This window comes from Rathayibacter sp. AY1E2 (assembly GCF_002932325.1).
Classification (GTDB): domain Bacteria; phylum Actinomycetota; class Actinomycetes; order Actinomycetales; family Microbacteriaceae; genus Rathayibacter.
In genome coordinates, this window is sequence record NZ_PSVO01000020.1 from 1 (window position 1) to 25,582 (window position 25,582).

Genomic DNA, 25,582 nt, shown 5'->3' on the forward strand with positions numbered 1-25,582 from the left:
CGCCGCGAGGCGTGTCCTGTTCGCTGCGGGCGAGGTGTCCGAAGCGTACGACGGCCCGCGGAACACCGGGGAGGGTGAGGGGCCGGCCCCTCACCCTCCCCGGTGTTCCGCGGGGCGGGGTGCGCTTCGCGCACATCGCCTGCGGCGACCGGGAGCCGCTGCGCGGCGCTGCTTCGAGGTTTTTTGTTCCTCTCCGCGGTACAAACCTATTTCGCTCCAGCGGCTACGTGCCACCTATTCCGAACGCGGTCGCTGCGCTCCCTTATTTCGTTCGGAATAGGCGTCACTCCGCCGCCTCCACTCAAACGGTTCTTCCCGCCGGAGAGGCACAAAAAAACGATCAGACAAGACGAAAGCCCCGTAGTTGATCTAGAACCACGGGACCCGTCGCGTCGATCCTCGCACAGGGAGAATCGCCATGACCAGCACGACCACCGCCCGCAAGACCGCCGCCAAGAAGCGCGCACCGCGGACCACGCCGGAGGAGCGCCGCGAGCAGGCCGCCGCGCTGCACGAGAGCATCGCCGAGCAGGTCGAGGCGCTGCGCGACTCCGACCAGTGGCGCCGGTTCCTCTCGTTCGCGTCCTCGTTCCACCGCTACAGCCTGGGCAACCTGCTGCTGATCCTCGCTCAGCGCCCCGACGCCTCCGCCGTCGCCGGGTTCCGCGCGTGGCAGGCCAAGGGCCGCCAGGTACGCAAGGGCGAGAAGGCGATCAAGATTTTCGGCTTCGCTCAGCGGAAGATCGCCGCCGACGAGGAGGCCGAGGAGGGCACCACGACCAGCACCGACGAGACGGGGCAGAAGGTCCAGACGTACTACCCGCTCGTGTCCGTGTTCGCGATCGAGCAGACCGACCTGATGGAGGGCGCCGAGGATCCCCGCGACATCGCGCAGTTGCTCACCGGGGAGCACGATCACGGCGTCATTGCGCCGCTGACGGCCTCTCTCGAGGCCGAGGGGTGGACGGTCGAGCGCCGCCCGCTGCCGCAGGGAACGAACGGCTACGCCGCCCCCGAGGAGCGCACGGTCGTCGTGGATTCCAGCCTGTCGCCGGAGCAGGCCGCAAAGACCCTGATCCACGAGGCCGCGCACGTGCTGATGGGTCACGTCGATGACCTGGAGGAGTACGCGCAGCACCGAGGGCTGATGGAGACGGAAGCCGAGTCCGTCGCGTTCGTCGTCGCCGGGCTCGTCGGATTCGACACCAGCGCCTACAGCGTCGGCTACGTCGCGACGTGGAGCGACTGCAAGGCCGACACGATCCGCGAGACGGCCGCGCGGGTACTCACCACCGCGCACCGCATCGCCGCGATCCTCGACGCCGACGACGACGAGAGCGACGACGAGAGCTGAGAGGCGGCGGGCCGGCCTTCGGGCCGGCCCGTGAGGGGCGACCCCCTCACACTCCCCGACATTCCCCGTTCCGGGGAGCGCGAGCTGCACTCGCGCAGCGGTGACGGAGCACCGCCGGTAGGAGGCCGCTACGCGGCCCGTTTCCCCGTTTTCTTCACCTCTCCGCGGTCTCAACCTATTTCGCTCCACCGGCTACGTGCCACCGCTATCGGACGCGCCCTGCGGGCTTATTTCGCCCGATAGCGGCGTCACTGCGCCGCCTCCACTCAAACGGTTCTTCCCGCCGGAGAGGCAAAGAAAAACGATCAGCCAGAGGGAGACACACCATGACTCAGCAGCGCGGCACCCGTACCGAGGTCATCACGAGCGAGTACCACGGACCCGGGACGGAGGGCATCAGCCGGACCGCCCGTCAGGTGGTCATCGTCGGCGCCGGTGGCCGCGACCCGGTGACCGAGCAGACCCCTGCCGTGCACCTGGTCACCCGCAGCGGAGCGGTCGCCGGGGTGACGCTGCAGCACTTCGAGCCCGTCGAGCCCGTGGGGGAGGGCCGGATCGGCTACATGGCTTCCGGCGCCTACGTCGTCGTTCCGGTCGACGTCGCGCGAGCGCTCGACCTGTTCCCGGCCGCGTACGCGCTGCACGACCGCAGCGAGACGCCCGCCGACTACCGCGACAACGACTGAACCCCCGAGACGAGAAGGAGACAGAGCATGCTCACCATCACCCACACCCCCGAGGCCGGAACCCTCATCGAGGGCACCAGCCGCGGGGACGGCACCGCCGAGATCCTGAAGGCGTCCGGCTGGCGCTGGGGTCGCTCCATCGGCGCCTGGTACGTCCCGCAGTCCCGGGACCGCCTGCCGAAGTGGTGGACCATCAACCGCGCCGCGACCGCCCTGCGCGACGCCGGACACGAGGTCACCATCGAGGCCGAAGAGACGTTCCGCCCGACTGCCGAGGCGGAGGCGGCGACCATCGAGCGTCAGGCGGCCCGCGTCGACGCGCTCGACGCGAAGGCCGACCGGCGAGCAGCGGATGCCGACACCGCCGACGCGGCCGCGCGCCGCGCGTTCGATCGGCTCCCGGAGGGTGGCGAGCCGATCAAGATCGGCCACCACTCCGAGACGCGGCACCGTAACGCGATCGTGAAGGCCCACAACGCGATGGGTCGCAGCGTCGAGGCCGACCGCGAGGCCACCCGCGCCCGCGCCCGCGCCGACGTCGCCGCCCACACCACCGAATCCCGCTACGCGCCGGGAATGGTTGCCCGCCGGATCGACCGGCTCGATACCGACATTCGCGGCTACACGCGGAAGATCGAGGGCAGCTCGCACAACTTCGGCGGCGGCTACATCGAGACGACCGCCCCCGCCACCGGCGACCGACTCGACCGGCTGCACGCCGAGCGCGCGCAGCTCGAAGATCAGCGCGACTACTGGTCGGAGGTCCGCGAGGCGCAGGCCGCCGCCGGACAGGTCACGATCTACAGCCGCGAGACGATCGCCAAGGGCGACGCGATCAAGCACAAGCACGGGTGGAGCGTCGTGACCCGCGGAAACCCCAAGACCGTGACCGTCGCGCTGGACTGGAACGCCGGGACGCGCCCCTACTCCGTCGCCTACGCCGACGTGCAAGGACACCGCACCGCCGCGGAACTCGGCGCGGCCCGCGAGGCTGTCGCGGAGACGGCCGCGGCGAGCTGAGCGGGCGAGGGCCGGCCTCCGGGCCGGCCCGTGAGGGGCGACCCCCTCACACTCCCCGGCATCCCCGTTCCGGGGGCGCGAGCTCCGCCCGCGCAGCGGTGACGGAGCACCGCCGAGGGGAGGCCGCTACGCGGCCCGATTCCCCGTTTTCTTCACCTCTCCGCGGTTCAAACCTATTTCGCTCCACCGGCTCCGCGCCACCCATTCCGGACGCGGTCGCTGCGCTCCCTTATTTCGCCCGGAATGGGCGTCACTCCGCCGCCTCCACTCAAACGGTTCTTCCCGCCGGAGAGGCAAAGAAAAACGATCAGCCAGAGGGAGCACCCACACCATGCAGACCGCCACCGAATTGCAGACCACGGCTAAGACCTATCTCACGCTCGCGAACACCCGCGCGGTGAGCATCCGCGTCGTGGGCACCGACCCCAGGACGACGCCCTCCGTGCTCGTCACCCGCCGCAAGTCCGGTGTCTGGGAGGCGTGGCACTCCGACGAGCTGCACGGCATCACCAGCGGCTCGTTCCGCCACTGCGTCACCCACGCTCGCCGCGCAGCGATCCGCCGCGTCGCCCCGTTCATGAGCCGCTGAGAGGACCACACCATGACCCCCACCGACACCGGCCGCGCCACGGCCGAACAGCTCGCCCTCATCCTCGACACCCGCCGCGCCGAGTCCGACGACGACGCGACCGCCGCGGACGCCGAGATCCTCGCGCACATCCGCAACACGCTCACCCTGCCCGGAGAAGGGGCCCCCGGCGGATTCCCGGTCACCGACGACGGCACCGCCTACGCCGCCGCGCTGATCGCGTTCCTCACCCCCGCCGAGAAGCAGGACACCGGCGCGGCCCTGGCCGCTTTCCTCACCCCGACCCCGGAGACGCTGGACGAGCGCGCGGCACGCATCGAGTCGAACCGGCGGGTGGATGAGGGGTGGCAGGCGCTCTCCCCGGCGGAGCAGGCCGCGCAGATCGCGGCCGTCGAGCGGACGGAGAACCCCGGCGGGCCGTGCGACTGCGCCAACTGCTACGAGCCCGCCGACCGGTAGCCGCGCGGTGCGGGCCGGCCTTCCGGGCCGGCCCGTGAGGGGCGACCCCCTCACACTCCCCGGCATCCCCGTTCCGGGGGCGCGAGCTCCGCCCGCGCAGCGGTGACGGAGCACCGCCGAAGGGAAGCCGCTACGCGGCCCGTTTCCCCGTTTTCTTCACCTCTCCGCGGTTTCAATCTATCTCGCTCCGTCTGCTACGTGCCGAGCATTTCGGACGCGGGCGCAAGCGCCCTTATTTCGCCCGAAATGCTCGGCACTCCGCCGACTCCACTCAATTGATTTCATCCCGCCGGAGAGGCAAAGAAAAACGATCAGGAAGACGACAAAAGCCCCGTAGTTGATCTAGAACCACGGGACCCGTCGCCTCAATGATCGCACATTGATTGAGGAGAAACCATCGTGAACACCACCGCAACCGGGACCATCGAGCACATCGACCCGACCGCCCTCGTGATCGAGCAGAACGTCCGCACCAGCGCCCCGCTGACCAAGGAGTTCATCGACTCCATCCGTCAGAGCGGGATCCTGTCGCCTGTGCTCGGACGCCGCGACGAGCACGGCAACGTCATCGTCCGCGCGGGGCAGCGCCGGACCCTCGCGAGCCGTGAAATCGGCCTCGCGACGATCCCTGTCTACGTCGTGGAGGGCGACGACAAGACCGCCGAGCGGATCGTGCAGCAGATCATCGAGAACGACCAGCGCGCCGAACTCACCACCGCCGACCGCACCGCCGCGTGGGCGCAGCTGTCGTTCGAGGGCCTGTCGGCCGCGAGCATCGCCAAGCGCACCGGCACCAAGGCCGCGACCGTGAAAGCGGGACTGGCGGTCGAGGAGTCCGCAGTCGCGCGGACCGCGCTGCACGAGCACGAGCTGACCCTGGACCAGGCCGCGATCATCCTCGAATTTGAGGACGACGAGGAAGCCCGCGCCGACCTCATCACCGTCGCCACCACCAACCCGAGCCAGTTCACCCACACCGCAGAGCGCCACCGCAAGGCGCGCGCCCGCCACATCGCCGTCCTCGTGGAGGAGGCGAACCAGGAGGCCGCAGGCTTCACCCTCCTCACCCGCGATCAGGTCGACGGCGAGGGCAGCGCGTGGGTCGTCATCGACCCGCTGCGCACGGAGGACGGCAAGCGCGTCACCGTCGAGCACATCGCGACCATCGAGCCGCGGGGCGTCCTCGTGAGCACCATCTACGACGGCAACACCCACGTCTCCTACGCGATCCAGGACCCCGCCGCCCACGGATTCAGCTACGCCTACAACGCGCCCGCCGCACCCGAGACGGAGGAAGAGAAGGCCGCGAAGTCCGCCGAGCGCCGCATCCTCCTCGCGAACAACCGCGCCTGGATCGCCGCCGAGACGGTGCGCCGCGACTGGATCGCGACGCTCCTGTCCCGGAAGACCCTCCCGAAGGACGCCGAGCGCGTCATCGCCCTGGGACTGACCGCGCACCGCTCGTCGGTGTCGGGCGGGATGGGCAACGGCAACGCGCTCGCTCACACCCTCCTCGGCGTCACCCAGCCCTCCGGCTACCACGCCGACGCGCTGGCCCCGCTGGTCGAGGCGAACCCCGCGAAGGCCCGCCTGGTCGCGCTGGCCGTCGTCCTCGCAGGGCAGGAGGCGAACACGAGCAAAGAGTCCTGGCGCCGCGGCGACGCCCGCGCCGCCGCTCACTTCCGCCAGCTCGCGGCCTGGGGTTACGCGCTCTCCCCGGTCGAGCAGGTCGTCACCGGCGACACCACCGCCGCCGACGCCGCGGCCCTGAACTAGCCCGCTCCGCGGGGACCGGCAGCCGCCGGTCCCCGCCCTCCTCCCTCGACTCTGCAGAAAGGCCCACCATGACTACCACCACGACCCCCGCCCCCGACGTCGATGAGTGGGGACACACCCCCGCGCTGCGCGCCGCGCAAGTGTTCGTCAACGTCGCCGCCGAGTCTGGCGACACCCGCGCCCTTCACGTCGCCGTGCGCGTCCTGCTCACCGCCGCCGCTCACCACGCCTGGCCCACCGCCACGGCCCTCGTCTTCAAGCGCGAGACGGTCGGCACGTTCGCCGGATTCTGGGCGCTCTGGCGTGTCACCGACTCCGGACACCGCGTGCTGCGGGAGTGGGAGGACGAGCCCGACGAGATGAGCGACGAGAGCGACGAGGAGCGCGTCGCGCTCGACCTCATCACCAACAGCCACGAGACACAGGACTACGCCGACACCTTCGGACCCCTCAGCGAGGGCGTGGCGGTCGGATACCACCTCTACATGCTCTGAGCGTGCGTGCGGGCCGACCCGGAACGGGCCGGCCCGCACGAGGGGGAGAGCCCCCTCGACCCCCCGTCACGCGCGTGGAACGGCCACCCGCGCTCGAGCGGTGGTCAGCGGCGGGGACGCGCCTTGTGCGTCTTCCCCGCCCGGATGTTCCGGTTCTCGATCACACCGACGACGGCCAGCCCGATCGCGACTGCGACGAGGAGCACCCAGCCGAGGACGTTGAACCACTGGCCGGCGAACGCCGCGAACGTCTGCTCGCCCGCGATGCTGGCGAACATCAGCGACAGGCCGAACCAGACCATGCCGTTGCTGACCAGCGCGGCACGAGCCAGGGGAGTGCGGGGATTCGCCATGCCCTCACCCTCGCAGTTGAGGCTGGGACTGACCCCGATGGAGTGCCGCCGAGCAGCGGGACCAGGGCGACTTGCTTACTTGATGACAAGTAGACAAGTCAGTTCGCCGGCTGCCCGTCGCCGTCCCGGCGCCGTCGAGCTCGACGCAGCTTCGGGAAGCCGTTCAGCGCCTCGAACGTGATGATCGAGCGGGTCAGAGTCTCTGTCCCCAGCCGCTCATAGGCCCGTCGAGTGATCGGCCGGTTTCGGCAGAAGGTGTCGTGAAACCACGCCCGCGGGAGGTACCCCTCCGAGTAGAGGTCGTGGAAGTAGGTCGCGATCGCTTCTTTCAGCAGCAGGTCCGACCACAGCTCCGCCGTAGCCGGCGGCAGGCGGAAGAACCTCACAGCGGCGATCACACGCCGCGCCACCGCCGACACGCTCGCCACCGTCAACGCGAGGAAGAAGAGTCCGAGGAACCAGTGCTGCCCGTCGTTGCCGTTCGCGAAGATGGCCCAGGTCAGCAGGCCAGGGAACGCGACACCGACCAGCGCGTAAGGAATCGCGGTAAGTAGCGATCGGCGCTCCGCTGTGCGCAGCGCCGTCGCCGCGTGGCCGGCCTCGCCCAACTCGCCTCCGAGCGTCGGGCAGCGCGTCGTCACCGTGAACGAATCCGGGACGGGCGTCCCGTGCAAGTGCTTCGCGTTCAGAGCGCGATGCAAGGCGACGTCGCGCAGCTCGTTGTCATCGGCGCCGGTGAGATACCCCTCTGGCACCGCGTACTGATGCGCGGCGAACGCCAGCAGCTCGTGCGACGGCTCGACGCGCTCGTCGCCGTCCCCGAAGATCGAGGCGGCGGGAGAGTAGTGGATCATCTTCCCGCCGCGCGAGAACACCGACCGAGCGACCGCCGAGCGCACGCGCTGGCGATCGCTGCCGTCCGCGTTCGCTGTGATCAGGCCGCCCAGGCGTCCCCACGGTCCGCGATACAGGGCCGACATCTCCCGCACGACACTCACCGGCACTCCTCCCGTCCGACGCTCATCCGAGCGTCAACGGTAACGCCGCCCTAGTGGGCGTCGTCGTACGCCTTCTGGACCTCAGCAGAGATGCGGCCACGCTCGGAGACGTTGCGGCCGTTCTTCGCCGCCCACTCCCGGATCGCCTTCAACCGCTCCGGGTCACTCTTCCCGCGCGAAGGAGCCGAGGAGCCGGCGTTGCCGTCACGCCGCACGCGGCGGCCGGCATCGACGTACTTCTCGAACACGCGGCGCAGCTCGGCGGTGTTCTCTGCCGACAGATCGATTTCGTAGTTCGCGCCGTCAATCGAGAACGTGACGGTTCCACCGTCACCCTCGATCGGAGAGCCGTCCAGGTCATCGATAAGAGTGAGCTTCTGCGCCATCAGGGTTTCTCCAAGCAGGTAAAGGTAGTCGCCTCATGTCTAGCAGTCACGCATTCCCTATTGCCGTTGCCCCCACGCGCCGTTCCAGTACTCGGCGTTTTCGCTGAGTGTGCGGAGTACCTCATCGGGCGCTGCCGAAGCTGGCCAGAATTGAAGAAGGTACCGATCGACCACCCCCTCCGCGAACTCGTCAGCATTCCCGGCGTCACGGCCCTGAGCGCTCACCCGCACGCGATAGCTGCCCGCCGGCAGAGCGAGGTCTCCGCCCGACATGCCGCCCCACCCTTCCCACCGGACGGCATCACCGTCCTGGAACGCGGCCGACACCTCGACAACATCGTCCCAATCACTCGGCGCCGGCTCCCGCTCCCACAGCTCGACCCGCACCCCAGAACCACCCGACCGTCGCGCCATCACGACATGCACAACGCCCGGAACGGCCGCAGCGACCCAGCCGTTGACCTGACCGGCGAAGAACCGGTCCGCGTCCCCGTCCCACATGCCTGTCTGCGTCACCGTGAACTGCCCGTAGTCGGTCATCACAACTGCGTCCATCAGCACCAACACCACGGACGCACTCTAACCAGCACCGGTGCAGCGCGGCCCGCGCGATCCTGGCCGACGTCGAACGCCAGCTCGACGCCAACAGCGGCGCCCGCCGCGACCGCTGGCAGCCCGCCAGTGATCGCGCCCGAGGAGCCTACGGAGAAAGGATCGCGGCGCCGGCGGCTGCGCCGCCACCGCATCGGGCGCGCTCGGGGTCAGCGTGATGCGCAGCTCCCGCGCCGACTCATCCGGCGTCGACGTCGACCACTCGGCCGGATCGTGACCGTCCGGGACGACGTAGCCGCCACAGTCGACCACGGCGCCCTCCCGGTCGACCGTGACGCTCTGCACCAGCAGAGTGCCGGAGTCGTCGTACGGACTTCGCCCTTCGAGGACGTGGGTCGCGTCGATCCGGAGGCTCTTCGACCAGGAGAGCCGGCCGACGACGCCGGCCGGTGACGACGCCCACCATTGAGTGCCGTTCCACTCCACCCGCAGCTCGTCTCCGACCCGCACCGCCCCCACATGCTCAGTGACCGTCGAGTGGTACAGGCTCGACAGCATCGGGGTCCCGCGGTCCGCAAGAGTCTGGGAGCGCGCCCCTGCGATCCCGAACCGGCGATCACCGTTCTTGTGCATGGACCCGAGCTGCGGGTGACCGTCAGCCGCGGCCGGCGCATCCGTCGACGGGTCGAGAGTCATCCGCCTAGCCTCCCGCTACGGGAGGGAGCGGATCGAGCAGATGCGGTCCGTTGTTACGGACGCTGTTCACGTCGCGGGACACCTCGTAGTGCTCGAGGTCGTGCGCGACCGCGTACGACTCCCGGTCGAGCAGCTGCATCAGAGCGTCGACGTCGAGGTGTCCGCCGAGCCAGTCGTCGTACCCGTCCGGCGTGATGCATGCCGGCATCCGGTCGTGGACCTCACCCGGCGCTACATGCGAGTCGCGGGTGATGATCGCCGTCGACAGGCGCCACTTCTCCGGATCGTCCTCCGCCTTCGACGGATCCGGCCACGCCGACACGATGCCCGCCATCGCGAGGGCCGCGTCGGGCTCGTAGATGAAGTGCGGCTGCTTCCCCGTCTCCGTGACCGTCCACTCGTAGTAGCCGGCCGCCGGGATCAGCACCCGCGACGTCGCGAACGCCTTCCGGAACATGGGCGAGCTCGCGACCGTCTCGATCCGCGCGTTGATCGGCTGCGGCCGCTGCTTCTTGAAGTCCTTCGCCCAAACCGGCACGAACCCCCAGTGCACGGTCGGCGCCGACCGCTCCCCGTCGCGCTCACGCACGACGGTCACTGGCGACGTCGGCGCCACGTTGAAGTTCGGCCGCATTCCGGCGAAGCCGCCCGTGAAGAGGTCCGGGAGCAAGCCCTCGGTGTTGTCCTTAACGACGAAACGACCGCACATGCGCCTAGCTTACGGACGGCGCCGCCCGTACTGGGGTCGACGGTGCGAGGCCAGTCAGCGCATCGAGGCACGCGGAGTAAGGAACACCTGGCCCTCACTGTTGACCTTGATGCTCATCGGACTCCGCACACTGAAACCACGACTGGTGGGTCACCCGAAGCTTTGTCGACAGTGTTCTGTGTGAATCGTAGCGATTGCCCAGGTGCGTAGACCGTTACGCCCGCATCACTTCGAGTCTGAGGGTTTTTTACTTTCTCCAAGTCTGGTCACCAAGGGGGGATTTGGCACACAGTTCCCAGAGATTGTTCTGTAAAAGCCAGGCGGGCAAGGCTCGGTGGACTTTGGCATCATTCCTCAACAATCATAACTTTTAGCGGACTAGGTTCGGTTAACGCATCGTTGATATTAAACAAGATTGCTATTCCGAAGGCCAAAACCAAGACAATAAAGCCAACGATCGTTAGCCAGGAGCGTTCTGAAACAACTTTCGCACTAGCTTCGTTTGCCTCAATTTCCTTACGCAGAATAGTTTCCAATAGATCAACAGGAGTGTAAGAGGTAGCATTGTCTAGGTAATTTTGAGTGGGGACGGCGTGGCCTTTGTCCGGTACTAAGGCCCAAATCCCTAGGGCAACCGCAACTCCAAAACCGAGCAATGGAATCCACATAAGATCTGTTGATAGGGTGCTTGCAGTTCCAACTAAACCGGCAGCGCCGACTAAAACTCCCGCGCGCGTCTGAGTTGCCGAAGATCGGGCGGAGGTCAAATCTCGCTCGCGTCGCGTCGCGTCGATCAGCATGCCCAATTGTTTTTCTAGCGCATCGGAATTGCTGCTGTGCCAAGTCAAGCCAGGACCTCCATTAACTTCGTGATTGGTGCCATCAAGCCGTTCTGCTGTCCTGCTGTGATCCCAATGACGCTGTACGCGCCTTCACGGCTCATTAGCTGAAGCTTGGCCGACGTCCAGAAACGTCGTATTCGTAAAGGGCTTTGTTGCTGTTGCGCTTTCGAATCGTCTGCACTGTTACATCGACATAACCTAGCGCAGAGAGCATGTCCGCGTACCATTTCTGCACAGGTACCTCGTGACCGGAAAAAGTGCTGTTTCCTACGATATAGGAGACGCTTCCACCAGGCTTGACGTGGCCGGCGGCGGCTTGGAAGTGAAGCCACATGTCGTAGTGGTACTTATGGACATACGCCGCGAGGACGGGTCCGCTTTTGCCACCATCGCGGGAGATGTTCTCGCAAACCGCGAGAAGCTGCGAGTCGATCGGCGTCGGATGCTCAGCAGCCCAGGAAGCGAGCTTGCTCGTCGCCGTTCCCCAGGTGCCACCGATGGCGCGCCAGTCCAAGTCACCCGCGTCACTGGGTGCGTCGAGATAGCGCGTCCAATACATATAAGGTCTGAGCTCTCGAATATACGACATGCGATTGCAATACGGTGGTGACGTGAGCACAAGGTCGGCTGGTTCAAGGTCGGCTAGGCCTGTGCGGGAATCTCCAAGTCGCACTGCGGCACTTCCGGCAAGGGTGGAAGAGGCCGATGAAGCTAGGTCAGCGGCACCGGCGAGGAAAAGCGCAATTGTTGCATCGTCATCAGTTGCCTTGAAGCGGGTCCCAGGCGCTATATCCTTGAAGCTCATGCTTTGATGATTGAATGCGGCTGAGCTGCTTGCGATGAGTGTGCGGCACAGCAATATCTCTAGTAGGTCGCGAATGTCGCCATTGTAGGTGTCGATGCTCGCCCGAAGCGTGCGCAGACCGTGGAGGGATCCAGGGCTCCACCAGCGCTCGATTCGAAAGATATCAGGCTGCCAAAGGCGGTCTCGTGCAGGAAAAGACTGAGCGGTATCAACTACGTCTGAAACTGCCCCAAGAAGAGTCGCCTCAATATCCTCTTGATAGTCGCGAGTTTTCGCATTTCCAAGCCATACAAGAAATGGATTCACATCGACTGATTGCCCCAGGTGGCCGTACTCCGCTGCTGCAAGGGGAGTGGTTCCAGTGCCACTAAACGGGTCTGTTACAACGGACCCTGGTTCGAGTAGCTCGAGCCGTTCGCGCACTACCTTGACACCGTAGGCGGGGGTAAGACGCAGCCAACCATGTCGACCCACCCCGGCGTTGGCGCGAAAAGTCATGTACTCGTTACGCGCAACACTATCTCGCGCAACTCGTTCAAGAATAGTCATTTTGCTTCCAAAAGGTGTTTGAGGACCACGTGCGTTTCTGTGCGTAGTACCGAGGCGTTGCGCTCAAAAAATGCCGCGAGGTCATAACCCACAACATTCTTGAAAAAGGCAAAAGTCGATGTCATTGTGTCGGCGGTGCCGGTCGTGCCAGCGAGGACAGCCCATCGACCCAACGTATATCGATTTCGAACAGTCTGATTGATTTGCGTGCTCATGATGGCAAGTACCGGGAGATATCCGTGAGCTACGGCCTGTACGGAGGAAGCCAAATCTCCATTTTGACGCTTACTGTCGGCGCTCTTGTAGCCTTGACGGACTTCTAATACGGCACCACGGAGAGGTACCGAAATCTTGAGGGCCTTTTGCTGTTCAGTAATCCAATTTCTAAGACGCTCGGCTGCCGCTGTGTCCTTCACGGCGTCAATTTCGATACGGCCATCCAATGTGATCAGTCGTACTGCACCCCCGTATGGAAACTCGTAGCTCCATCGAACTTGTTCCTCGGACAGGGCGAGCTGGTCGCGGAGTACGTGGCGGACCAATCGCTCGCTTCCAATGCCGAGTTGCCGGTAGAGCGAGGTCATCCCGCCAGCGGCCTTGTGTGCGGCGAACATGAGTGGCGAGTCAAAACCCATCCAGTGGTACAGCGGGTCGGACCCGTAGAGGCTCGTGAATCCGTCAAGGTCAACCTCAACCCCTCCACCCATCTTGGGGAGGTAGCCGGAACTGGTGCGCAAGGGAGACATGAGCACCTCTCGGTATTCGGCGTCATGGTCTGTCAGCGAGGGCACGTTGATCACTCTAGGTGGGCTCGCTCTCACCCTCTGCAGCCTTCGGGTGCTGAATGTAGGACGTGATCGCGTCGCGTCCGCTTGGGAATCTTCTGCCGGCCGTCCTGCGCGCAGACTGAGCCCATGACGTCGACAGAGGTGTTGAGCGCGCGAGCGCGCGACGACGCGCAGGTAGAGGCGCTGTTCAGCTCGGGGTGGCTGGCGTTCATCTCTGCCGACCGCCTCGCGGAGGAGCACCTGCCGCAGGTGCGCGAACAGTTCACCCGGTTCGAGCTCGTGGTCCTCGATGAAGACGTGCCGGTCGCTGCGGGCTGGGCGGTGCCGATCCGGTGGGACGTCACCCGGGAGGGTCTGCCTGCCGGGTACGGCGACTCCCTCCGCCGGTCACTCGAGGAGGAGGGCGAGGCGACGACCCTCGTCGTCTGCGCCGCGCAGGTGCACCCGGACCGCACCGGCGCCGGCCTCGCCGGGACGCTGCTCGGCGCGTTCCGCGACCTCAGCATCACCGTCGGCTACGACCACGTGATCGTGCCGCTGCGCCCGACGATGAAGCCGCGCTACCCGCTGACCCCGATCGACGTCTACGCGGCCTGGACCCGAGAGGACGGGCTGCCGCTGGACCCGTGGCTGCGCACACACGTGCGAATGGGAGCGACCATCCTCGACGTCGCCCCGCGATCGCAGGTGATGACCGGCACGGTCGCCCAGTGGGAGGAGTGGACCGGAATCGCCCTGCCGGCGTCAGGGGAGTACGTCATCCCCGGCGGCCTCTCGACGCTGCGCGTCGACCGCGACGCGGACGAGGGGATCTATGTGGAGCCGAACATCTGGGTGCAGCACCGCTGAGCCTGCGGGTGCTGCTCACGGCGAAGTCCCCACTTCTCGACCGCACCGCCACAGTAGAGCCACCAGCGTGCTGCCCGAACGTCATCCGAGCCGAACGCTGCTGCGCAGCTCACCTCCGCTCCACGTCTCAAGAACCCATCGATCGGGACCGGGCGACGCGCCCACTGCTTCCCCGGCCGCTTCCCGGGCCCGCTCGGCGCAGCCGTAGATCCCGATGACATCCGGCGTCTCGGCCCAAAAGGCGCTTCGCAGAAGTAGGTAGTGCTCCCCGTCGATGCTGATGCTCACACCACGGATCCTCGCTGGCCGCAGAGCCCCGCGATGGGTCCGGCACAAAGTGCCACTTCGATGGCGCGCGTCCCGTAAGGGGATCGATCTGCGGGACGCTTTCAGCGGACCGCTCGGAGGGGCTTGGCGTCGTCATCGCGTGCTGGTGATGTCGCCAGGGTCGACCGCAGGTCTTCTCGTGCTCGTTGGTAGCGGGTACGTGCGGTGGACGCGGGGACGCCGAGGAGGTGTCCTGCTTCGGTGATGGAGAAGCCGTCCCAGTGGATGAGGTGGACGAGTTCGGCCTGTTCTGGCGCGAGCCTGTCGATCGCGTCGCGCACGTCGACTCCTTCGTCGGCTGGGCGTCCCTCCGTGGGAGCGGTCGCGAGGACGCCGCGGAGCCGGCCGGAGAGGTCAGCTCGTCTGCTCTCGGTGCGAGTGCTGTTCGAGAGGACGTTCCGGGCGATGCCGAACAGCCACATCCTCGACTCCTCCGCGGTGCGGGGGAGGGCGCTGACACGGCGCCATGCGGTGAGCATGACGTCCGCGAGCGCGTCGGCGGCGTCCTCGAGAGGGAGGCGGCGTTGTAGGTACTTGAGCAGGTCGGGCGAGGCGACGCGCAGGGCCTCGGTGAGTTGCTCCGCCTCATCGATCTTCCTGCGGGTCACCAGGTCGCTCCGGGGCAGTGGGCTTCGCCGGCGATGCTGATGTTCGCGGCGTCGACGTCGACGTTCTGCGCAGTGAGTTCGGCGTCGAGGGCGTTGCTGATGATGCGTCCAACCGCGGTCGAGTACTCCCGGTCGGCGTTGTAGAACTCGGTGCCGTAGCCGGCCGACGTGCGGGATCCGTCAGCGTTGATGAAGGATTGGTCCTCGGTGCGCAGTTGCGCGACGGTCTCCTCGAGCGCACCGTCGCTGAGGAGAGCGTCGATGTCGGTCGTCTGGTAGAAGTTCTCGACTACGGCGACGGCCGCCGGATCGGTCCCTTGAACGTCTCCCATGCGCTCCTCGCATTGGACACCGCTGGGCAGCGAATAGGTGATCGAGGCGTCCGGCGTCTCCGCCCACGGCGACCACGCGCCCGTCGCCGCGGCGGCCGCTGTCGCCATGCCACCGAGTAGTACCAGCGAAGCGACTCCGGCGACCGCAGGACGGGCCCAGCGGTGGCGGCTGACGCGGGCCTCTGCCGCCGCGAGCTGTTGCAGCTCGGCCAGCTCGGCGGCGACGTCGTCCGTCACTGTCGATGTGCGGGGGCTGGACTCATTCAGCAGGACGTCCAGGGGGTCTCGGTCAGGGGCGGCAGTCATGACGGGCTCCTTCGAAAGCGGGTTCATCCTGTACATGTCCACCCGACCCGCAAACGTCTGCCGCAGCACGAAATCGGCTCGCCGCCCTCGTCAGGGCGCCGGCGACCACGCCGGACGTCAGGTCGCGAGGGACGCGGCGAGCTCGGCGGGCGCTCCGGCGGAGCGGGGCTGCCACGACTCGAAGACGCCGTAGGCGATGATCCGCTCCGCGGTCGACAGCAGCGGATTGCAGCTCGTCATCGTGATGAGGCGGTCGGTCGGAGCGACGTCGCTCGTCCAGGGGACCGGATCGATGACCTGCACTTCGGAGGGCTGCACGTATTCGAGGTTCCGGAACCGGTAGGTGTACCAGCCGTCGGCGGTCTCGATGTAGATCGCATCACCCAGTTGCAGCTCATCGATGAGGTGCATTCCTCCGCCGGCGGCGGAGCGGTGCGCGGCGATCGCGAAGTTCCCCACTTCGCCGGGCATCTGCGTTCCCGGGTAGTGGCCGATACTGCCCACGTCGAGCACGTTCTCCGCGTCGACGCCCTCAGCGATCGTGCGCACCCACCCCTCGCCGTACCGGGGGATATAGAGGTTGCCGAACGTGGTGTCTAGAGCTGCGACTGGCGCGATCACTGGGTCGCCGGGGGCGGCCGGCTCAGCACTCGGCTCGGACGGCGCCTCAGCGGACGGGGCGTCATCACCCCAGCTCTGGCGCAGCTCGGCCGCTTGATCTTCCTGCCGGCCTGCGATTACGGCGTCGTTCCACCACAGCTGCCAGGCGAGGAACAGCAGAACGAGGACCCCTGCGGTCATCAGCAGCTCGCCGAGGACACCGAAGAAGGACAGGCGGCGACGAGCCGAACGGCGTCGGCGCCGCGGCACGTCCACGGATGACGAAGCGGTCATGCGCAGGAGTCTAGGTGTGCCGCTCTCACCGGCATCGCTACGGGAGACGTCTCGTGCGGGAATCGTTCGACGGTCCGACGTTTTGGGCCACTGCTCGTTCTCGCGCGCCGTCGCCGTCCCTTCCGCTGCCTGCCCTGACCCACTGGCAAGCGCGTCACCGCAAGCGAATCGCGTCGCAGTGTTCAGCCCGGAGTGCACCGGGCCGAACGATCAGATAGCGACGGACGGTGTAGTAGCTGCTCCATCCGGCGTGTTTGTGCGAATACTCGGGTTCCGGGTGCGTGACGGGTAGACGAGGGCTAGACCGGCTGCTGCAATCCAGCACGCTGTCCAGAGGCCGTGTCCGGGAGTGCTGTCGGCGCTGCCCCATTCGACCCAGAAGAATCCTGGGTCTGCCACAGGGCAGGCGAGAACAACTGCTGCAACCGTCGCTACCCCTGCGGGAACCTAGGGAACGAGGCGTGCGACCACCAGAGCTACAACGACGAGAGCGAGGGCGCCCCAGAGATACAGAAGGGGCATGAGGTCGTATGACGACATGGCCTCAGCGCAGGACGGGTTCATTTCATTCCATCTAGCGCCTGTGCATGGCTGCCAGTAGGACGACGTCGTCCAGGTCACCCACAGTGAGATGCCCATGAGCGTACCCGCGCACGCCAACCGGACTAGAGCCTTAGTGTGCTGGCGTCGCCCCATGCTGAAAATGCTAGTCCGCCGACCGTCCCGGTGGACGATCGTTCATCGGTGCACGCAGACGCGACACCGAGCGCCTGTCGTTCCTCACGGTCGCCTGCACAGCTCGTCGCTGCGTCCCAAACCTCGTGCAGATGACCGTGAACGTTCAGGTCTTCGAGTTCGTCTGCACAACCGACGTGAGCGCGCCGGAATCGTCAGCCGCAGTAGTGATGCTCGAGTACTTCACCCCTCGAAGAAGTAGTGCAGCACTCACCCCGCCGACTACAGCCGCCACGACACCGAGACCGACAGCGATCCCCGCCGTCATCGGATCACCCACGACGGCAGCTACGCCGGCCGCAACAACCCACGGAACGCTCGACCCTACGGCCGGCCCAATAGGGCTGATCAGCGGGGACGACTCGGTGGCTCGTCCCGACCGCAGAGTGATCAGAATCGCCACGAATCCTCCGGCGACGGCAGCCAGGGCACTGACCCCACCGATAATGGCGCCCACCATAATCAAGTAGGCGAAGGCGCCCCACCCGCCCTGTTCGCGGAAGTCGGAGTTACCCGTAAGGACCAATCCCAGACCGAGCAGCGCACCCAGCACCACGCCGACGGGTACAGCACAGAGAGCGGCCCTCCGATGAAGATGGACGATTTGCCGCATGTAGCCACGTTAGCCGGAGAGTCTCCCGGTCAGCGCAATGGCCGTCCCGTAAGAGGATCGTTCACCGATGCGGATCTGACCCGAGTGGTCCAGCGCGCTCCTGCCGTTCACCCGTTGGTCCGATAGTGATGTTGTGCAGACGCTGTCGCTCAAGGCTTCCGCAGCGATCGCGGGCGCAATCACTCTCCTCGCCCTCGTCGCGGGCGTCTTCCTCGACGGATTCTCGTTCGCGTGCAACGAGTCCCTTCCGCCTCAGTGCACGGGGTTTGACGTCGCGTGGCCGGCTCTGTGCTCTGTCGCCCTCGCGACCCTTGTTCTCCTGGTCGTAGCGATGCGCGCCAGCAGGCGCTCTCACGCTCGATGGAGGTAGCTGTTGCTCGCCTTGGGCGTGGTCGGCGCCGTCACCAGCTGGGTTCTCGCTCTGCGTACCGCCATGATCATCGGTTGAGCAGCCCACGGCACGGTCGAACGACCGCTTGTTCCGTATGGAGATCGTTCATCGGGGCGAGGGGGCGGTGGCCTTCGCTTCGACCGTGTGGATCTAGCTCAGGTTCACCTTCGAGTTCTATGTTGAGCCCATGAAGCGACTCGCGACGTCAGGCCAGTTGGTTGGATGGACAATCGCCTTGCTCGGGGCTGCTGGTGCCGCCGCGTTCCTGGTGCACTGGAGCTCGTGCCTCGGTGGCCTGAACGAGGGTTGCTACAGCGCCACACAGTCAGACTTCACGTGGATCGCCACAACGATCGTCTGGGCCGTCGCCTTCCCGCTCGTGATATTCGGCGCCTTCGTACTCTCGCCAGGACGACCCGTCACGCTGATTGGTGTTGGGCTCCTCATGGTCATCAACCCCCTCACCGACCCTGGAGCGTTCTTTCTCCCGTGGGATGTCGCGGACACCTTGCCCTTTACCGGCGTCGCCACGTCGCTAGCTGCTGTGACTGCAGGTGTCCTCCTGGCCGGATCTTCCTACCGAGCCCGTCGGCCCGATCACAGCCGAGTCGGGAAGCCAGCGCCCGCTGACGTCGCCTACTGACCTTCGATCGGACTTGGGTCGTCCCGTTAGGGGATCGTTCACCGGTCGCGTATCCAGCTACGGGCAGCGGTAGGTCTTCGCGAAGTCGGTTGCCGTGAACTGCCTTCCCTCGGTCATAGAGGTCAGTGACGGGCAGATGTCGTTGTTGTGCGCCGCCGCTACGAAGGGGGTCGCTGCTTGTGGGACGCAGCCGTAGTCCTGGTCGGGCTGGTCGAGGATTCGCAGCTGACCTGTCTCCCCGGCGGCGAGGTGAAGATCGGACCAGGAGCAGGACCAGGTGAGTGAGGCTCCGGTGTCGTTGGTGATGCTGACGTAGTGGGAAGGGCCATGCACTCCGAACAGCAGATCACCCACCCACAGAACCGCGGCCGCCACGACGGCTAGAGCTCCCAGCGCGATCGACAGTCTCACCAACCGTCGTTGGCGGGGTGGTGTCTGCCGGTCCGGCGAGAGTCTGCTCGGGTCCCAACTGTCCAGGCGTTCAACCACGGCGTATCCACCCCTCGGCGCGACGTGAAGCGGCCTCGACCGCCGCCGAGCTCGTTACCTTGAGTTCTCCCACGGGAGAAAAGTAGGCGTGACGCGGCTCTCACCACGAGGAGCTACCGACTCGCGACCGAGAGTGTCCTGTAAGGGGATCGATCCGCGGGACGCTTTCAGCGGACTGCTCGGAGGGGCTACTGCTCGTCTTTCCGGGCTGCTCGGCCGACGAAGTGCACGGACCGTCGAGCGTCGACGAGTTCGCGCTTCTCGAAGTGGCGAACGACGAAGGCTCCTGCGACGAACGAGTAGCCGATGCCCTCCGCGATTCGTGTGAGGACCGGGATGGTGCTGATGATCTGTTCGACGGTGGGTGATCCGTTGGCTTGGTAGGGGGCGATCCAGAACGGCACGATCGTGCCGAAGACGATGCCCAGGAGAATCCCGGCGACACCGATCCAGAACATGGAAGTGGACGAAAGTGCTCTGAGCATGGGATCCCCGGAATGTTCGGTGGGCGAGTCGAGAGGCGCCGCTGTCGGACGCGCCGTCCTCGCTCACGGCTGATCGGTCTGGTTACAGGCGCAGGTTGAGCGCGGCGAGGACGGTGACGAGGCCGGCCGCGACGACGACGACCGTCAGTGCAACGCGCCCCGCCGTACGGCGGAGAAGGCCGGTCATCGTGGCGGCGTCCGCCACGCGAGTCGCGATCACGAGGTCAGGAACGCCGGCCGGCGGTTGCGGTGGCGTCGTGGAGTCGTCTTCGCTGGCCGGGACGCTCACGGTCTGCTGAGCCGGCTCGATCCGATCGGGCAGCTTCTTGAAGCGGCCATCATTCGATTCGCCCACAGCGACCTCCCCAGCGGTCGCCGCATCGCGACCCTCCTTCGTGACTGTAGCCGTGCAACTCCATTGCGTCAGCGTGAGCGCGTAGCGGCCTGGAGCTGGAGACTGCTGCGGCGCACGTCTCCTCTCCACTCCTCGAGCGTCCACTGATCGGGTCCCGTAGAGGAACCTGCTGCTTCCCGAGCGCGCTGCTCGCTGCCATAGATTCCAACGACGTCGGTGGCGTCTGCCCAGAGGGCTGTCCTGAGGAGGAGGTAGTGCTCACCGTCACTGCTGTTCTTCACGCCTCGGATCCTCGTCGGTTCCGACGTCGTTCGGTCACCGTGGCGCGAGGTATCACAGTGCTGGCGCGCGTCCCGTATCGGGATCGACCACCGGACGCCCTGCTCCTTCGTCGAGAGACGGAGGATGACCGGTTGATCGTTGACGTTTTGCACCGCGGCTAGTGCGCCACGGCGGTCCAGTTCGTACGCTCAGCACATGACTGTTCCGGGGAACGCGCGGAGTCGACGTCGGCAGCTCCTGATGTGGGTTCTGGCTTCGCTGGTGGTGTTTGCGCTGGTGACTCTTGTTGTCGCCTTCGTGGCAACCCAGCTCAACGCTGCTGCTTTCGCCAGACGCCCGGAGATCGAGAACTGGGCTGACCCGAGCAGGGGAACATACACGCTCGGGCTCGGATGGGGCTTGGTCGCCGCCGCAGTCACCGTCGCGGTCGGCGTCACCGTCGATCGTCTGCGGTTGCGCAACGCAAGGTAGAACGGCGTCCCATATGGGGATCGTCGTCCGGACGGTAAAACTACCCACTGCTATCCAGCGTCCGGTAGGGGGTCGTCAACCGGTCGCACGCGAGTTGCGTGCGCCGCCGCGGCGTGGCGCGGGCGGGGCCGTCTCGTTAGACCTGTCCGGTGGTGATTCCGCTGAGGGGGCGTGAAACGGGGCAGGGAAGGCCGAGCGCCAGGCCGGCTTGTCTATCCCGGGTTGGGTGGTTGCGGGGCTGTGTCGTTGAGGCGGCGATAGTAGGCGACGTCGAGCGCGCTGAGGTGGGTGAGGAGGCGTCCGGCGCGGTCGTGCATGGTCATGGAGCCGTCGTGGAGGCTCGCGATGGCGCCGACGCGGTGCAGCATCAGCACTGTGTCGAGGCGTTCGGCGTAGTGCAGTTCCAGGAAATACACCAGCGGCGGATTGCCGGCCCGGCCTGGGGTGAAAAGGGCGGTGGGCTGGTGTCGGGTGACGCCGGTGTCGCGGTTGAGCTCGCGGAAGATGTACCGCTCGCGCAGCCACGGCCCACCGAGGATCATCGCGACGAGGACGACGACCCCGGTGATGACGAAGGGGTTGAGAAGAACGGCGAGGTCGTTGCCGGTCATCATCCGAGCATGTCCCGGGGGCGGTCGCGGTCCTCGGCTGCTTCGGTGTCCGCGGCCAGCTGCGCGACTCGCGCTTCGATGTAGACGGTGCGCATCGTGGCGTCATGGTCGAGTTGCAGGACTTGCAGGAGGCGGTGCAGTTGTACGGTGCCGGCCGAGGTTTTGCCGGTCAGGATGCGTCGGACGGTGCGCGGTCGGAGCCGTGCGAACACGGCTACCTTCTGTGCGCTCCAGCCCTGCGCCTGCACGGCTGTGGTCAGTACCGTGCCGAGCGCGGTGTCAAAGTGCTGGGGCGCCAACCCGATGAAGTCCACTCAGCCAGGCTAGCCATGCGATTCGTACGCGAACGTGGGTTCAGAGGACGGGTGGTGGCGACCCGTCCGGTGGGGAGCCAGGTGGCGGGGCGTCTAACGAAGCAGTTGGAGCCGCTCGTCAGGTTCGGTCGTTCGTCGTTTCGTCGTCGCCTGTTCGGTCTGGCGAGTTGGGGGTGCGGAGGGGCCAGGCGGGCCACCAGCCGTTGTCGAGTTGGCGCAGGGTCGTGGTGGCGTGTTCGAGGTCGTCGGTGGTGAGGTCTCTGTCGGGGGCGCCACTGCTGCCGGTGTAGCCGCTGCCGTCAACGGCGTGGAGCTGGGTGTGCAGCCACCGGCGACTTCCGAGGGGGTACGTCTCGCGGAAGCCGCCCGCGGCGATGGAAAGGACGGCTTCTTCGAGGCGGTCGGCGGCGGTTTCTGCTGATTCGTCGCAGGCATCGCAGGAGCAGTTCGGCAGGGTGGCGCGGAAGAAGACGCCTGCTTCCACTTGGACTGATTCGTCGGTTGCAGTGACGGTGATCGGGGTTCCGGCGCGAGGCTGCAACCGGATCTGCTGTGTCCCGTCGTGGTCGAGGTGGCGGACGTCGACGGAGTACCAGCGGTGGAGGTAGTCGGCCAGGGCGTCGACGTCATGGCGTAGGGGTGCGAAGCGTTCTGGGTGGGAGACGCGGGAGTACGCGTCGTCAGGTGGGTGGTGGTCGGGCCAGCGCTGCCCGTATTCGATGACGTGGCCGTTGTCGTCGCGGAACTCGATGGGAGGGAAGGCGGCGCGTTGGAACGGAACCGGTGGAACCGTGAACGGCGGTGGAGTGACATCGTGAGCGAGCGCGGTGATTTCGCGGTCGTCGAGGTCTTCTTGATCCCAGGTGGACAGCATCTCGAGGAACGGTTCCCGCTGCTCGGGACGCTGCACCATGGTTCGCACGAGGGCGGCGACCGGAATGGAGCGGACGTTCGTCCCGATTTCCGGCTCGTTGGTGACTCGCCAGGTCGCCGCGGGATGCACCACCGCGATCACGTTCCCGACGAACCGGGCTGCGGCGTCGGCAATCTCTGGCGTCGTCAAGGCGGTCGGATGCTTGGCCAGGAAGAGCCACACTCCCGACACGTCACCAGCAAGGCTCTCTGGGTCCACGCCATGGCGTTGCAGGAACTGAACGAAGAGATCGAAGCCGTCGACAAACCGCACAGGAGTCGGAAGCTCTGTTGCGGGCCGGAACGTCGCAATCGCGGACGAACCCAATTCCGGCATCGACCCGATCTCGCCAGGGAACATCTGTGTTGTCATCAGCTTCCTCCCGCGCCATGAACGACTCCGACAGTGCTCACCATGTCAGCGCCCCGTCACTCTTCAGACGCTTGTAGCGCCGATGTCGAGGCGCGAAGGTAGGCGTACACCGTCTCCCGGCTGATGCCATATTTCTTTGCCAACGTCGTCTTCGGCACGCCGGCACCAGCCCGCTCGCGCAGCTCCGCGACCTGCGCGAGGGTAAGCGAGCGGGCGCGGCCTCGGTAGACGCCGCGCTGCTTGGCCAAAGCGATGCCCTCGCGTTGACGCTCCCGAATGAGTTCGCGTTCGAACTCTGCGAACGCGCCCATCATGTTCAGCAGCAGGTTCGCCATCGCGCTGTCCTCACCAGTGAAGGTGAGCTGTTCCTTGACGAACTCGACCCGGACCTTCTTGTCCGTCAGTCGGCGCACGAGCCGGCGGAGGTCTTCTAGGTTCCTTGCGAGCCGGTCCATCGAGTGCACGAGCACCGTGTCTCCGTCGCGGACGAACCCGATCATCTCTTCGAGCTGCGGACGGTTCACGTCCTTGCCGGAGGCCTTGTCCTCGAACACCCGATCCAGCGTCAGGCCGTCGAGCTGGCGCACCGTGCTCTGATCCAACGTGCTCACCCGCACGTACCCGACCCTCTGACCCGACATGCCGCCTCCGACCCCTACTTGTCCAGTTGAAGTCTAAGAGCCGCAGGGGCAAGTGTCAGACAAGGTCCGACACGGCCCTATTCGGACGCGCTTCGGCCATGGTGCCTGACGTCCGGTTGGGGTGTACCTCAGCTAGACGGAGCCCCCGTCACCCTCCGGTGCGGTCGCTCGCAGTGCGTGGCGGGCGCTGCTTCGCGCCTGGGTGGGAGGTGGGCGCTACGTGGCCGCTTCCTCCATTTCGGTGATGGGAGCCGTATGAGTGGCAGCGTGGAGGGTGTTCAAGGGAAGCAAGAAGAGACGAAGGAGTACATCATGCGCACCAGCACGAGCAACGAATTCGACACCAGCTCGGCCAACCGTCAGAACCACCCGGGACACGGCTTCCGCCGGTCCCGCATCGCTGCGGGCCTGCTCGCAGCATCACTCACCGTCGCAGTCCCGATCGTGGGCGCCGCGCCGGCCTTCGCGGACACCACAACTCAGACAACCACCGCCGTCGCTGACTCCGGCCGCGCCACTGGCGTTACCGAGGGAGCGAACAGCGGCGCTGCCGGTCAGTGCACATGGGGTGCGAAGGAAAAGTTCTTCGAGGCGACCGGGCTGCGTCCCGCCATCTACGGCAACGCCCTCGACTGGGACACCAGCGCCGCCGCGAACGGCTGGACTACCGTCCTGGATGCTCAGGCTCGCAGCATCGTCGTCTTCGAGCCCGGCGTGCAGGGGGCGGACCCCACCTACGGTCACGTCGCCTGGGTCGATTCCGTCGAGCAGCGCGCTGACGGCCTCTACATCAACATCACCGAGATGAACGGTGCCGCCGGACCTGGCGTCTACAACACGCGAACTGTGCAGGACGTCGTGGGCATGTCCTACATCCTGGCTCCGTAGGGTCACCGCAAGAGGCGCTCCGCGTCCGCGAGTGTGAAGGCGGGTGACCCATGGGCCGCCCGCCTTCACCCTGTCCGCGTACCTTCGGCCTCCCGATCGGTAGGCGTCGCTTGCACCGTAGAACGATGCGACGACTCGAACTCGGAGCGGATGGCAGGCGGCCTCAATCACTCACTGACGTCGCGATCGCTGTCCTTCGCGCTCTCCTAGGACGGTTCCTGGACTTTGGGACGGTTGATCGTGTCACCGTTCCACGACAGGTCGGAGTCCTCATCGACGGGGAAGGCCTCGAATCGGCCGTCAGTGAGGATCGCGCTTACGAGCGTGTGCGAGCCGGCGACGATGGTGGAGTCCCAGTCGATCTCGGTGGCGAGCACCCAGGCGTGATCTTCAGGCCAGAGTAGTTGCGGCGCTTCCTCGCCGCGGAGGCCAATCTCGGGACCCCATCCGGGTTCGGCAAGCTCCGCCATGCTCGTGGCGGCCAGTATGTAGTCGTATCGGTCAATGCTGACCGGCCTGCCGAGGAGGTTCTGGCCGGTCCCACCGACCCAGTACGCCGCGAGCGCATCGCCGGGCGTAGTGGTCGCCGAACTGAGGATGGGTGCGAGGGCGGCGAGTACTTGCGGATCGAGTCGTCCGACGTCACTTGTGCCGCCGCGCGGCTCGTCCCTGCCTAGGAGCCGTTCCCACTGGACGAGCGGGTGCATGACCTTGCCGGCAGTAGCAGCAACGTCCGCCCACCGCTGGCGTTCCCAAATGTCATCGCCGTCAGGTCGAGGGTGAAGGACACGGGCGTACGCCTCGAACCCGTATCCGGCGACCGAGCCGACTCGTGCCCAGCTTCGCTCTCGCTGCATGCGCAGCCCAAGCCATTCGGCCCGCTCGACATCATCTGTGATCTCCATGGCCATGACCCTGGCAGGCCGGCACGGCCACGCCAAGACGAGTCGTGGTCGACCTGACGCCGATCGGACGCCACGCCATCGAGCTGATGAACCGAGCTTGGC

Annotated in this window: 33 protein-coding genes; 11 read left to right on the top strand and 22 right to left on the bottom strand. The window is 66.3% G+C overall.

From position 1 onward, the window contains the following. Positions 1–418 precede the first annotated feature (418 nt). The 7 genes from C5C49_RS13120 to C5C49_RS13155 all read left to right on the top strand — a co-directional run bounded on the left by C5C49_RS13120 (position 419) and on the right by C5C49_RS13155 (position 6,378). Complete coding sequence (locus C5C49_RS13120; protein WP_104227119.1) at positions 419–1,354, top strand: ArdC-like ssDNA-binding domain-containing protein; 936 nt, start codon at positions 419–421, stop codon at positions 1,352–1,354. Positions 1,355–1,680: 326 nt separating this feature from the next. Further along, positions 1,681–2,040, top strand: a complete 360-nt coding sequence (locus C5C49_RS13125) for a hypothetical protein (protein WP_104288633.1) — start codon at positions 1,681–1,683, stop codon at positions 2,038–2,040. 27 nt (positions 2,041–2,067) lie between these two features. Next, positions 2,068–3,060 carry a DUF3560 domain-containing protein gene (locus C5C49_RS13130; RefSeq protein ID WP_104227121.1) on the top strand — a complete coding sequence of 331 codons (993 nt, stop codon included), beginning with the start codon at positions 2,068–2,070 and terminating at the stop codon, positions 3,058–3,060. Positions 3,061–3,391: 331 nt separating this feature from the next. Continuing rightward, positions 3,392–3,649 carry a hypothetical protein gene (locus C5C49_RS13135; protein WP_104227122.1) on the top strand — a complete coding sequence of 86 codons (258 nt, stop codon included), beginning with the start codon at positions 3,392–3,394 and terminating at the stop codon, positions 3,647–3,649. Between the two features lie 12 nt (positions 3,650–3,661). Next, complete coding sequence (locus C5C49_RS13140; protein WP_104227123.1) at positions 3,662–4,108, top strand: hypothetical protein; 447 nt, start codon at positions 3,662–3,664, stop codon at positions 4,106–4,108. Positions 4,109–4,507: 399 nt separating this feature from the next. Continuing rightward, a complete protein-coding gene (locus C5C49_RS13145) occupies positions 4,508–5,884 on the top strand; it encodes a ParB/RepB/Spo0J family partition protein (protein ID WP_181072906.1) in 1,377 nt (458 codons plus the stop codon). Between the two features lie 68 nt (positions 5,885–5,952). After that, positions 5,953–6,378 carry a hypothetical protein gene (locus C5C49_RS13155; RefSeq protein ID WP_146078855.1) on the top strand — a complete coding sequence of 142 codons (426 nt, stop codon included), beginning with the start codon at positions 5,953–5,955 and terminating at the stop codon, positions 6,376–6,378. Between the two features lie 104 nt (positions 6,379–6,482). Here the strand turns inward: C5C49_RS13155 and C5C49_RS13160 are convergent, their stop codons facing one another. From C5C49_RS13160 to C5C49_RS16770, 9 genes are all read right to left on the bottom strand, one after another. After that, complete coding sequence (locus C5C49_RS13160; RefSeq protein WP_104227071.1) at positions 6,483–6,731, bottom strand: hypothetical protein; 249 nt, start codon at positions 6,729–6,731, stop codon at positions 6,483–6,485. Between the two features lie 98 nt (positions 6,732–6,829). Then, on the bottom strand, positions 6,830–7,729 hold the full coding sequence (locus tag C5C49_RS13165) for a hypothetical protein (RefSeq protein WP_104227072.1): 900 nt from the start codon (positions 7,727–7,729) through the stop codon (positions 6,830–6,832). Positions 7,730–7,779: 50 nt separating this feature from the next. Next, positions 7,780–8,115, bottom strand: a complete 336-nt coding sequence (locus tag C5C49_RS13170; RefSeq protein WP_104227073.1) for an Lsr2 family protein — start codon at positions 8,113–8,115, stop codon at positions 7,780–7,782. 57 nt (positions 8,116–8,172) lie between these two features. Further along, positions 8,173–8,685 (bottom strand): hypothetical protein, encoded by a 513-nt coding sequence (locus C5C49_RS13175; RefSeq protein ID WP_104227074.1) that lies wholly within the window; start codon positions 8,683–8,685, stop codon positions 8,173–8,175. 9 nt (positions 8,686–8,694) lie between these two features. Then, a complete protein-coding gene (locus tag C5C49_RS13180) occupies positions 8,695–9,363 on the bottom strand; it encodes a hypothetical protein (RefSeq protein WP_104227075.1) in 669 nt (222 codons plus the stop codon). A gap of 4 nt (positions 9,364–9,367) precedes the next feature. Beyond that, on the bottom strand, positions 9,368–10,072 hold the full coding sequence (locus C5C49_RS13185) for an SOS response-associated peptidase (protein ID WP_104227076.1): 705 nt from the start codon (positions 10,070–10,072) through the stop codon (positions 9,368–9,370). A 347-nt stretch (positions 10,073–10,419) separates the two neighbouring features. Continuing rightward, positions 10,420–10,920, bottom strand: a complete 501-nt coding sequence (locus tag C5C49_RS16765; RefSeq protein ID WP_146082822.1) for a hypothetical protein — start codon at positions 10,918–10,920, stop codon at positions 10,420–10,422. A 94-nt stretch (positions 10,921–11,014) separates the two neighbouring features. Continuing rightward, the gene (locus tag C5C49_RS13190) at positions 11,015–12,268 is read right to left on the bottom strand and encodes a DNA methyltransferase (protein WP_104227077.1); all 1,254 of its coding nucleotides are present in this window, start codon (positions 12,266–12,268) and stop codon (positions 11,015–11,017) included. After that, positions 12,265–13,059, bottom strand: a complete 795-nt coding sequence (locus C5C49_RS16770) for a hypothetical protein (RefSeq protein WP_146078852.1) — start codon at positions 13,057–13,059, stop codon at positions 12,265–12,267. The genes C5C49_RS13190 and C5C49_RS16770 overlap by 4 nt, the downstream gene beginning before the upstream one ends. A 123-nt stretch (positions 13,060–13,182) precedes the next feature. Here C5C49_RS16770 and C5C49_RS13195 point away from each other — a divergent pair, with 123 nt between their 5' ends. After that, on the top strand, positions 13,183–13,905 hold the full coding sequence (locus C5C49_RS13195) for a hypothetical protein (RefSeq protein WP_104227078.1): 723 nt from the start codon (positions 13,183–13,185) through the stop codon (positions 13,903–13,905). 81 nt (positions 13,906–13,986) lie between these two features. Here C5C49_RS13195 and C5C49_RS13200 read toward each other — a convergent pair whose 3' ends face one another. The 5 genes from C5C49_RS13200 to C5C49_RS13220 form a co-directional block, all read right to left on the bottom strand. Further along, positions 13,987–14,193, bottom strand: coding sequence for a hypothetical protein (locus tag C5C49_RS13200; RefSeq protein ID WP_104227079.1), 207 nt, complete (start codon positions 14,191–14,193; stop codon positions 13,987–13,989). 101 nt (positions 14,194–14,294) lie between these two features. Continuing rightward, positions 14,295–14,840, bottom strand: a complete 546-nt coding sequence (locus C5C49_RS13205) for an RNA polymerase sigma factor (protein ID WP_104260280.1) — start codon at positions 14,838–14,840, stop codon at positions 14,295–14,297. Further along, the gene (locus C5C49_RS13210; protein ID WP_146078851.1) at positions 14,837–15,478 is read right to left on the bottom strand and encodes a hypothetical protein; all 642 of its coding nucleotides are present in this window, start codon (positions 15,476–15,478) and stop codon (positions 14,837–14,839) included. The genes C5C49_RS13205 and C5C49_RS13210 overlap by 4 nt, the downstream gene beginning before the upstream one ends. A gap of 117 nt (positions 15,479–15,595) precedes the next feature. Continuing rightward, positions 15,596–16,372 carry a class E sortase gene (locus C5C49_RS13215; RefSeq protein ID WP_104288632.1) on the bottom strand — a complete coding sequence of 259 codons (777 nt, stop codon included), beginning with the start codon at positions 16,370–16,372 and terminating at the stop codon, positions 15,596–15,598. A gap of 841 nt (positions 16,373–17,213) precedes the next feature. Continuing rightward, on the bottom strand, positions 17,214–17,720 hold the full coding sequence (locus C5C49_RS13220) for a hypothetical protein (protein WP_146076974.1): 507 nt from the start codon (positions 17,718–17,720) through the stop codon (positions 17,214–17,216). Between the two features lie 578 nt (positions 17,721–18,298). Here C5C49_RS13220 and C5C49_RS13230 point away from each other — a divergent pair. Continuing rightward, positions 18,299–18,754 carry a hypothetical protein gene (locus C5C49_RS13230; RefSeq protein WP_104224249.1) on the top strand — a complete coding sequence of 152 codons (456 nt, stop codon included), beginning with the start codon at positions 18,299–18,301 and terminating at the stop codon, positions 18,752–18,754. 57 nt (positions 18,755–18,811) lie between these two features. On the opposite strand, the gene C5C49_RS13235 is transcribed toward C5C49_RS13230, so the two are convergent. The 3 genes from C5C49_RS13235 to C5C49_RS13245 form a co-directional block, all read right to left on the bottom strand. After that, positions 18,812–19,165 (bottom strand): hypothetical protein, encoded by a 354-nt coding sequence (locus tag C5C49_RS13235; RefSeq protein ID WP_104227085.1) that lies wholly within the window; start codon positions 19,163–19,165, stop codon positions 18,812–18,814. Positions 19,166–19,431: 266 nt separating this feature from the next. Beyond that, positions 19,432–19,701: a hypothetical protein gene (locus C5C49_RS13240; RefSeq protein WP_104224259.1), complete on the bottom strand. Its 270-nt coding sequence runs from the start codon at positions 19,699–19,701 to the stop codon at positions 19,432–19,434. Between the two features lie 109 nt (positions 19,702–19,810). Next, positions 19,811–20,083: a hypothetical protein gene (locus C5C49_RS13245; RefSeq protein WP_104227086.1), complete on the bottom strand. Its 273-nt coding sequence runs from the start codon at positions 20,081–20,083 to the stop codon at positions 19,811–19,813. A gap of 477 nt (positions 20,084–20,560) precedes the next feature. Between C5C49_RS13245 and C5C49_RS13250 the strand changes: the two genes are divergently transcribed. Further along, a complete protein-coding gene (locus tag C5C49_RS13250; RefSeq protein WP_146078850.1) occupies positions 20,561–20,836 on the top strand; it encodes a hypothetical protein in 276 nt (91 codons plus the stop codon). Positions 20,837–21,048: 212 nt separating this feature from the next. On the opposite strand, the gene C5C49_RS13255 is transcribed toward C5C49_RS13250, so the two are convergent. The 4 genes from C5C49_RS13255 to C5C49_RS13270 all read right to left on the bottom strand — a co-directional run bounded on the left by C5C49_RS13255 (position 21,049) and on the right by C5C49_RS13270 (position 23,687). Beyond that, positions 21,049–21,447, bottom strand: coding sequence for a hypothetical protein (locus tag C5C49_RS13255; RefSeq protein WP_104227088.1), 399 nt, complete (start codon positions 21,445–21,447; stop codon positions 21,049–21,051). Beyond that, entirely contained in the window at positions 21,447–21,761 is a 315-nt protein-coding gene (locus tag C5C49_RS13260; protein WP_104227089.1) for a helix-turn-helix domain-containing protein, read from the bottom strand. Before C5C49_RS13260 ends, C5C49_RS13255 begins: the two co-directional genes overlap by 1 nt. Positions 21,762–21,879: 118 nt before the next feature. Next, entirely contained in the window at positions 21,880–23,046 is a 1,167-nt protein-coding gene (locus C5C49_RS13265; RefSeq protein WP_104227090.1) for a DUF6226 family protein, read from the bottom strand. 56 nt (positions 23,047–23,102) lie between these two features. Continuing rightward, positions 23,103–23,687, bottom strand: a complete 585-nt coding sequence (locus C5C49_RS13270; protein WP_104227091.1) for a recombinase family protein — start codon at positions 23,685–23,687, stop codon at positions 23,103–23,105. Between the two features lie 312 nt (positions 23,688–23,999). Here C5C49_RS13270 and C5C49_RS13275 point away from each other — a divergent pair, with 312 nt between their 5' ends. Further along, positions 24,000–24,575: a CHAP domain-containing protein gene (locus tag C5C49_RS13275; RefSeq protein WP_219812207.1), complete on the top strand. Its 576-nt coding sequence runs from the start codon at positions 24,000–24,002 to the stop codon at positions 24,573–24,575. 206 nt (positions 24,576–24,781) lie between these two features. Here the strand turns inward: C5C49_RS13275 and C5C49_RS13280 are convergent, their stop codons facing one another. Beyond that, positions 24,782–25,480: a hypothetical protein gene (locus C5C49_RS13280; protein ID WP_146078502.1), complete on the bottom strand. Its 699-nt coding sequence runs from the start codon at positions 25,478–25,480 to the stop codon at positions 24,782–24,784. Positions 25,481–25,582 lie beyond the last annotated feature (102 nt).

What these genes read in the sequence shown, in the direction of transcription:
- C5C49_RS13140 (WP_104227123.1), top strand. Translation starts at nt 3,662, where the DNA reads ATGACCCCCACCGACACCGGCCGCGCCACGGCCGAACAGCTCGCCCTC.
- C5C49_RS13130 (WP_104227121.1), top strand. Translation starts at nt 2,068, where the DNA reads ATGCTCACCATCACCCACACCCCCGAGGCCGGAACCCTCATCGAGGGC.
- C5C49_RS13170 (WP_104227073.1), bottom strand. Translation starts at nt 8,115, where the DNA reads ATGGCGCAGAAGCTCACTCTTATCGATGACCTGGACGGCTCTCCGATC.
- C5C49_RS13215 (WP_104288632.1), bottom strand. Translation starts at nt 16,372, where the DNA reads ATGACCGCTTCGTCATCCGTGGACGTGCCGCGGCGCCGACGCCGTTCG.
- C5C49_RS13120 (WP_104227119.1), top strand. Translation starts at nt 419, where the DNA reads ATGACCAGCACGACCACCGCCCGCAAGACCGCCGCCAAGAAGCGCGCA.
- C5C49_RS13155 (WP_146078855.1), top strand. Translation starts at nt 5,953, where the DNA reads ATGACTACCACCACGACCCCCGCCCCCGACGTCGATGAGTGGGGACAC.
- C5C49_RS13180 (WP_104227075.1), bottom strand. Translation starts at nt 9,363, where the DNA reads ATGACTCTCGACCCGTCGACGGATGCGCCGGCCGCGGCTGACGGTCAC.
- C5C49_RS13230 (WP_104224249.1), top strand. Translation starts at nt 18,299, where the DNA reads ATGAAGCGACTCGCGACGTCAGGCCAGTTGGTTGGATGGACAATCGCC.
- C5C49_RS13255 (WP_104227088.1), bottom strand. Translation starts at nt 21,447, where the DNA reads ATGACCGGCAACGACCTCGCCGTTCTTCTCAACCCCTTCGTCATCACC.
- C5C49_RS13240 (WP_104224259.1), bottom strand. Translation starts at nt 19,701, where the DNA reads ATGTTCTGGATCGGTGTCGCCGGGATTCTCCTGGGCATCGTCTTCGGC.
- C5C49_RS13185 (WP_104227076.1), bottom strand. Translation starts at nt 10,072, where the DNA reads ATGTGCGGTCGTTTCGTCGTTAAGGACAACACCGAGGGCTTGCTCCCG.
- C5C49_RS13265 (WP_104227090.1), bottom strand. Translation starts at nt 23,046, where the DNA reads ATGACAACACAGATGTTCCCTGGCGAGATCGGGTCGATGCCGGAATTG.
- C5C49_RS13195 (WP_104227078.1), top strand. Translation starts at nt 13,183, where the DNA reads ATGACGTCGACAGAGGTGTTGAGCGCGCGAGCGCGCGACGACGCGCAG.
- C5C49_RS13190 (WP_104227077.1), bottom strand. Translation starts at nt 12,268, where the DNA reads ATGACTATTCTTGAACGAGTTGCGCGAGATAGTGTTGCGCGTAACGAG.
- C5C49_RS13210 (WP_146078851.1), bottom strand. Translation starts at nt 15,478, where the DNA reads ATGACTGCCGCCCCTGACCGAGACCCCCTGGACGTCCTGCTGAATGAG.
- C5C49_RS13270 (WP_104227091.1), bottom strand. Translation starts at nt 23,687, where the DNA reads ATGTCGGGTCAGAGGGTCGGGTACGTGCGGGTGAGCACGTTGGATCAG.
- C5C49_RS13250 (WP_146078850.1), top strand. Translation starts at nt 20,561, where the DNA reads ATGACTGTTCCGGGGAACGCGCGGAGTCGACGTCGGCAGCTCCTGATG.
- C5C49_RS13160 (WP_104227071.1), bottom strand. Translation starts at nt 6,731, where the DNA reads ATGGCGAATCCCCGCACTCCCCTGGCTCGTGCCGCGCTGGTCAGCAAC.
- C5C49_RS13125 (WP_104288633.1), top strand. Translation starts at nt 1,681, where the DNA reads ATGACTCAGCAGCGCGGCACCCGTACCGAGGTCATCACGAGCGAGTAC.
- C5C49_RS13280 (WP_146078502.1), bottom strand. Translation starts at nt 25,480, where the DNA reads ATGGAGATCACAGATGATGTCGAGCGGGCCGAATGGCTTGGGCTGCGC.
- C5C49_RS13135 (WP_104227122.1), top strand. Translation starts at nt 3,392, where the DNA reads ATGCAGACCGCCACCGAATTGCAGACCACGGCTAAGACCTATCTCACG.
- C5C49_RS13220 (WP_146076974.1), bottom strand. Translation starts at nt 17,720, where the DNA reads ATGCGGCAAATCGTCCATCTTCATCGGAGGGCCGCTCTCTGTGCTGTA.
- C5C49_RS13275 (WP_219812207.1), top strand. Translation starts at nt 24,000, where the DNA reads ATGCGCACCAGCACGAGCAACGAATTCGACACCAGCTCGGCCAACCGT.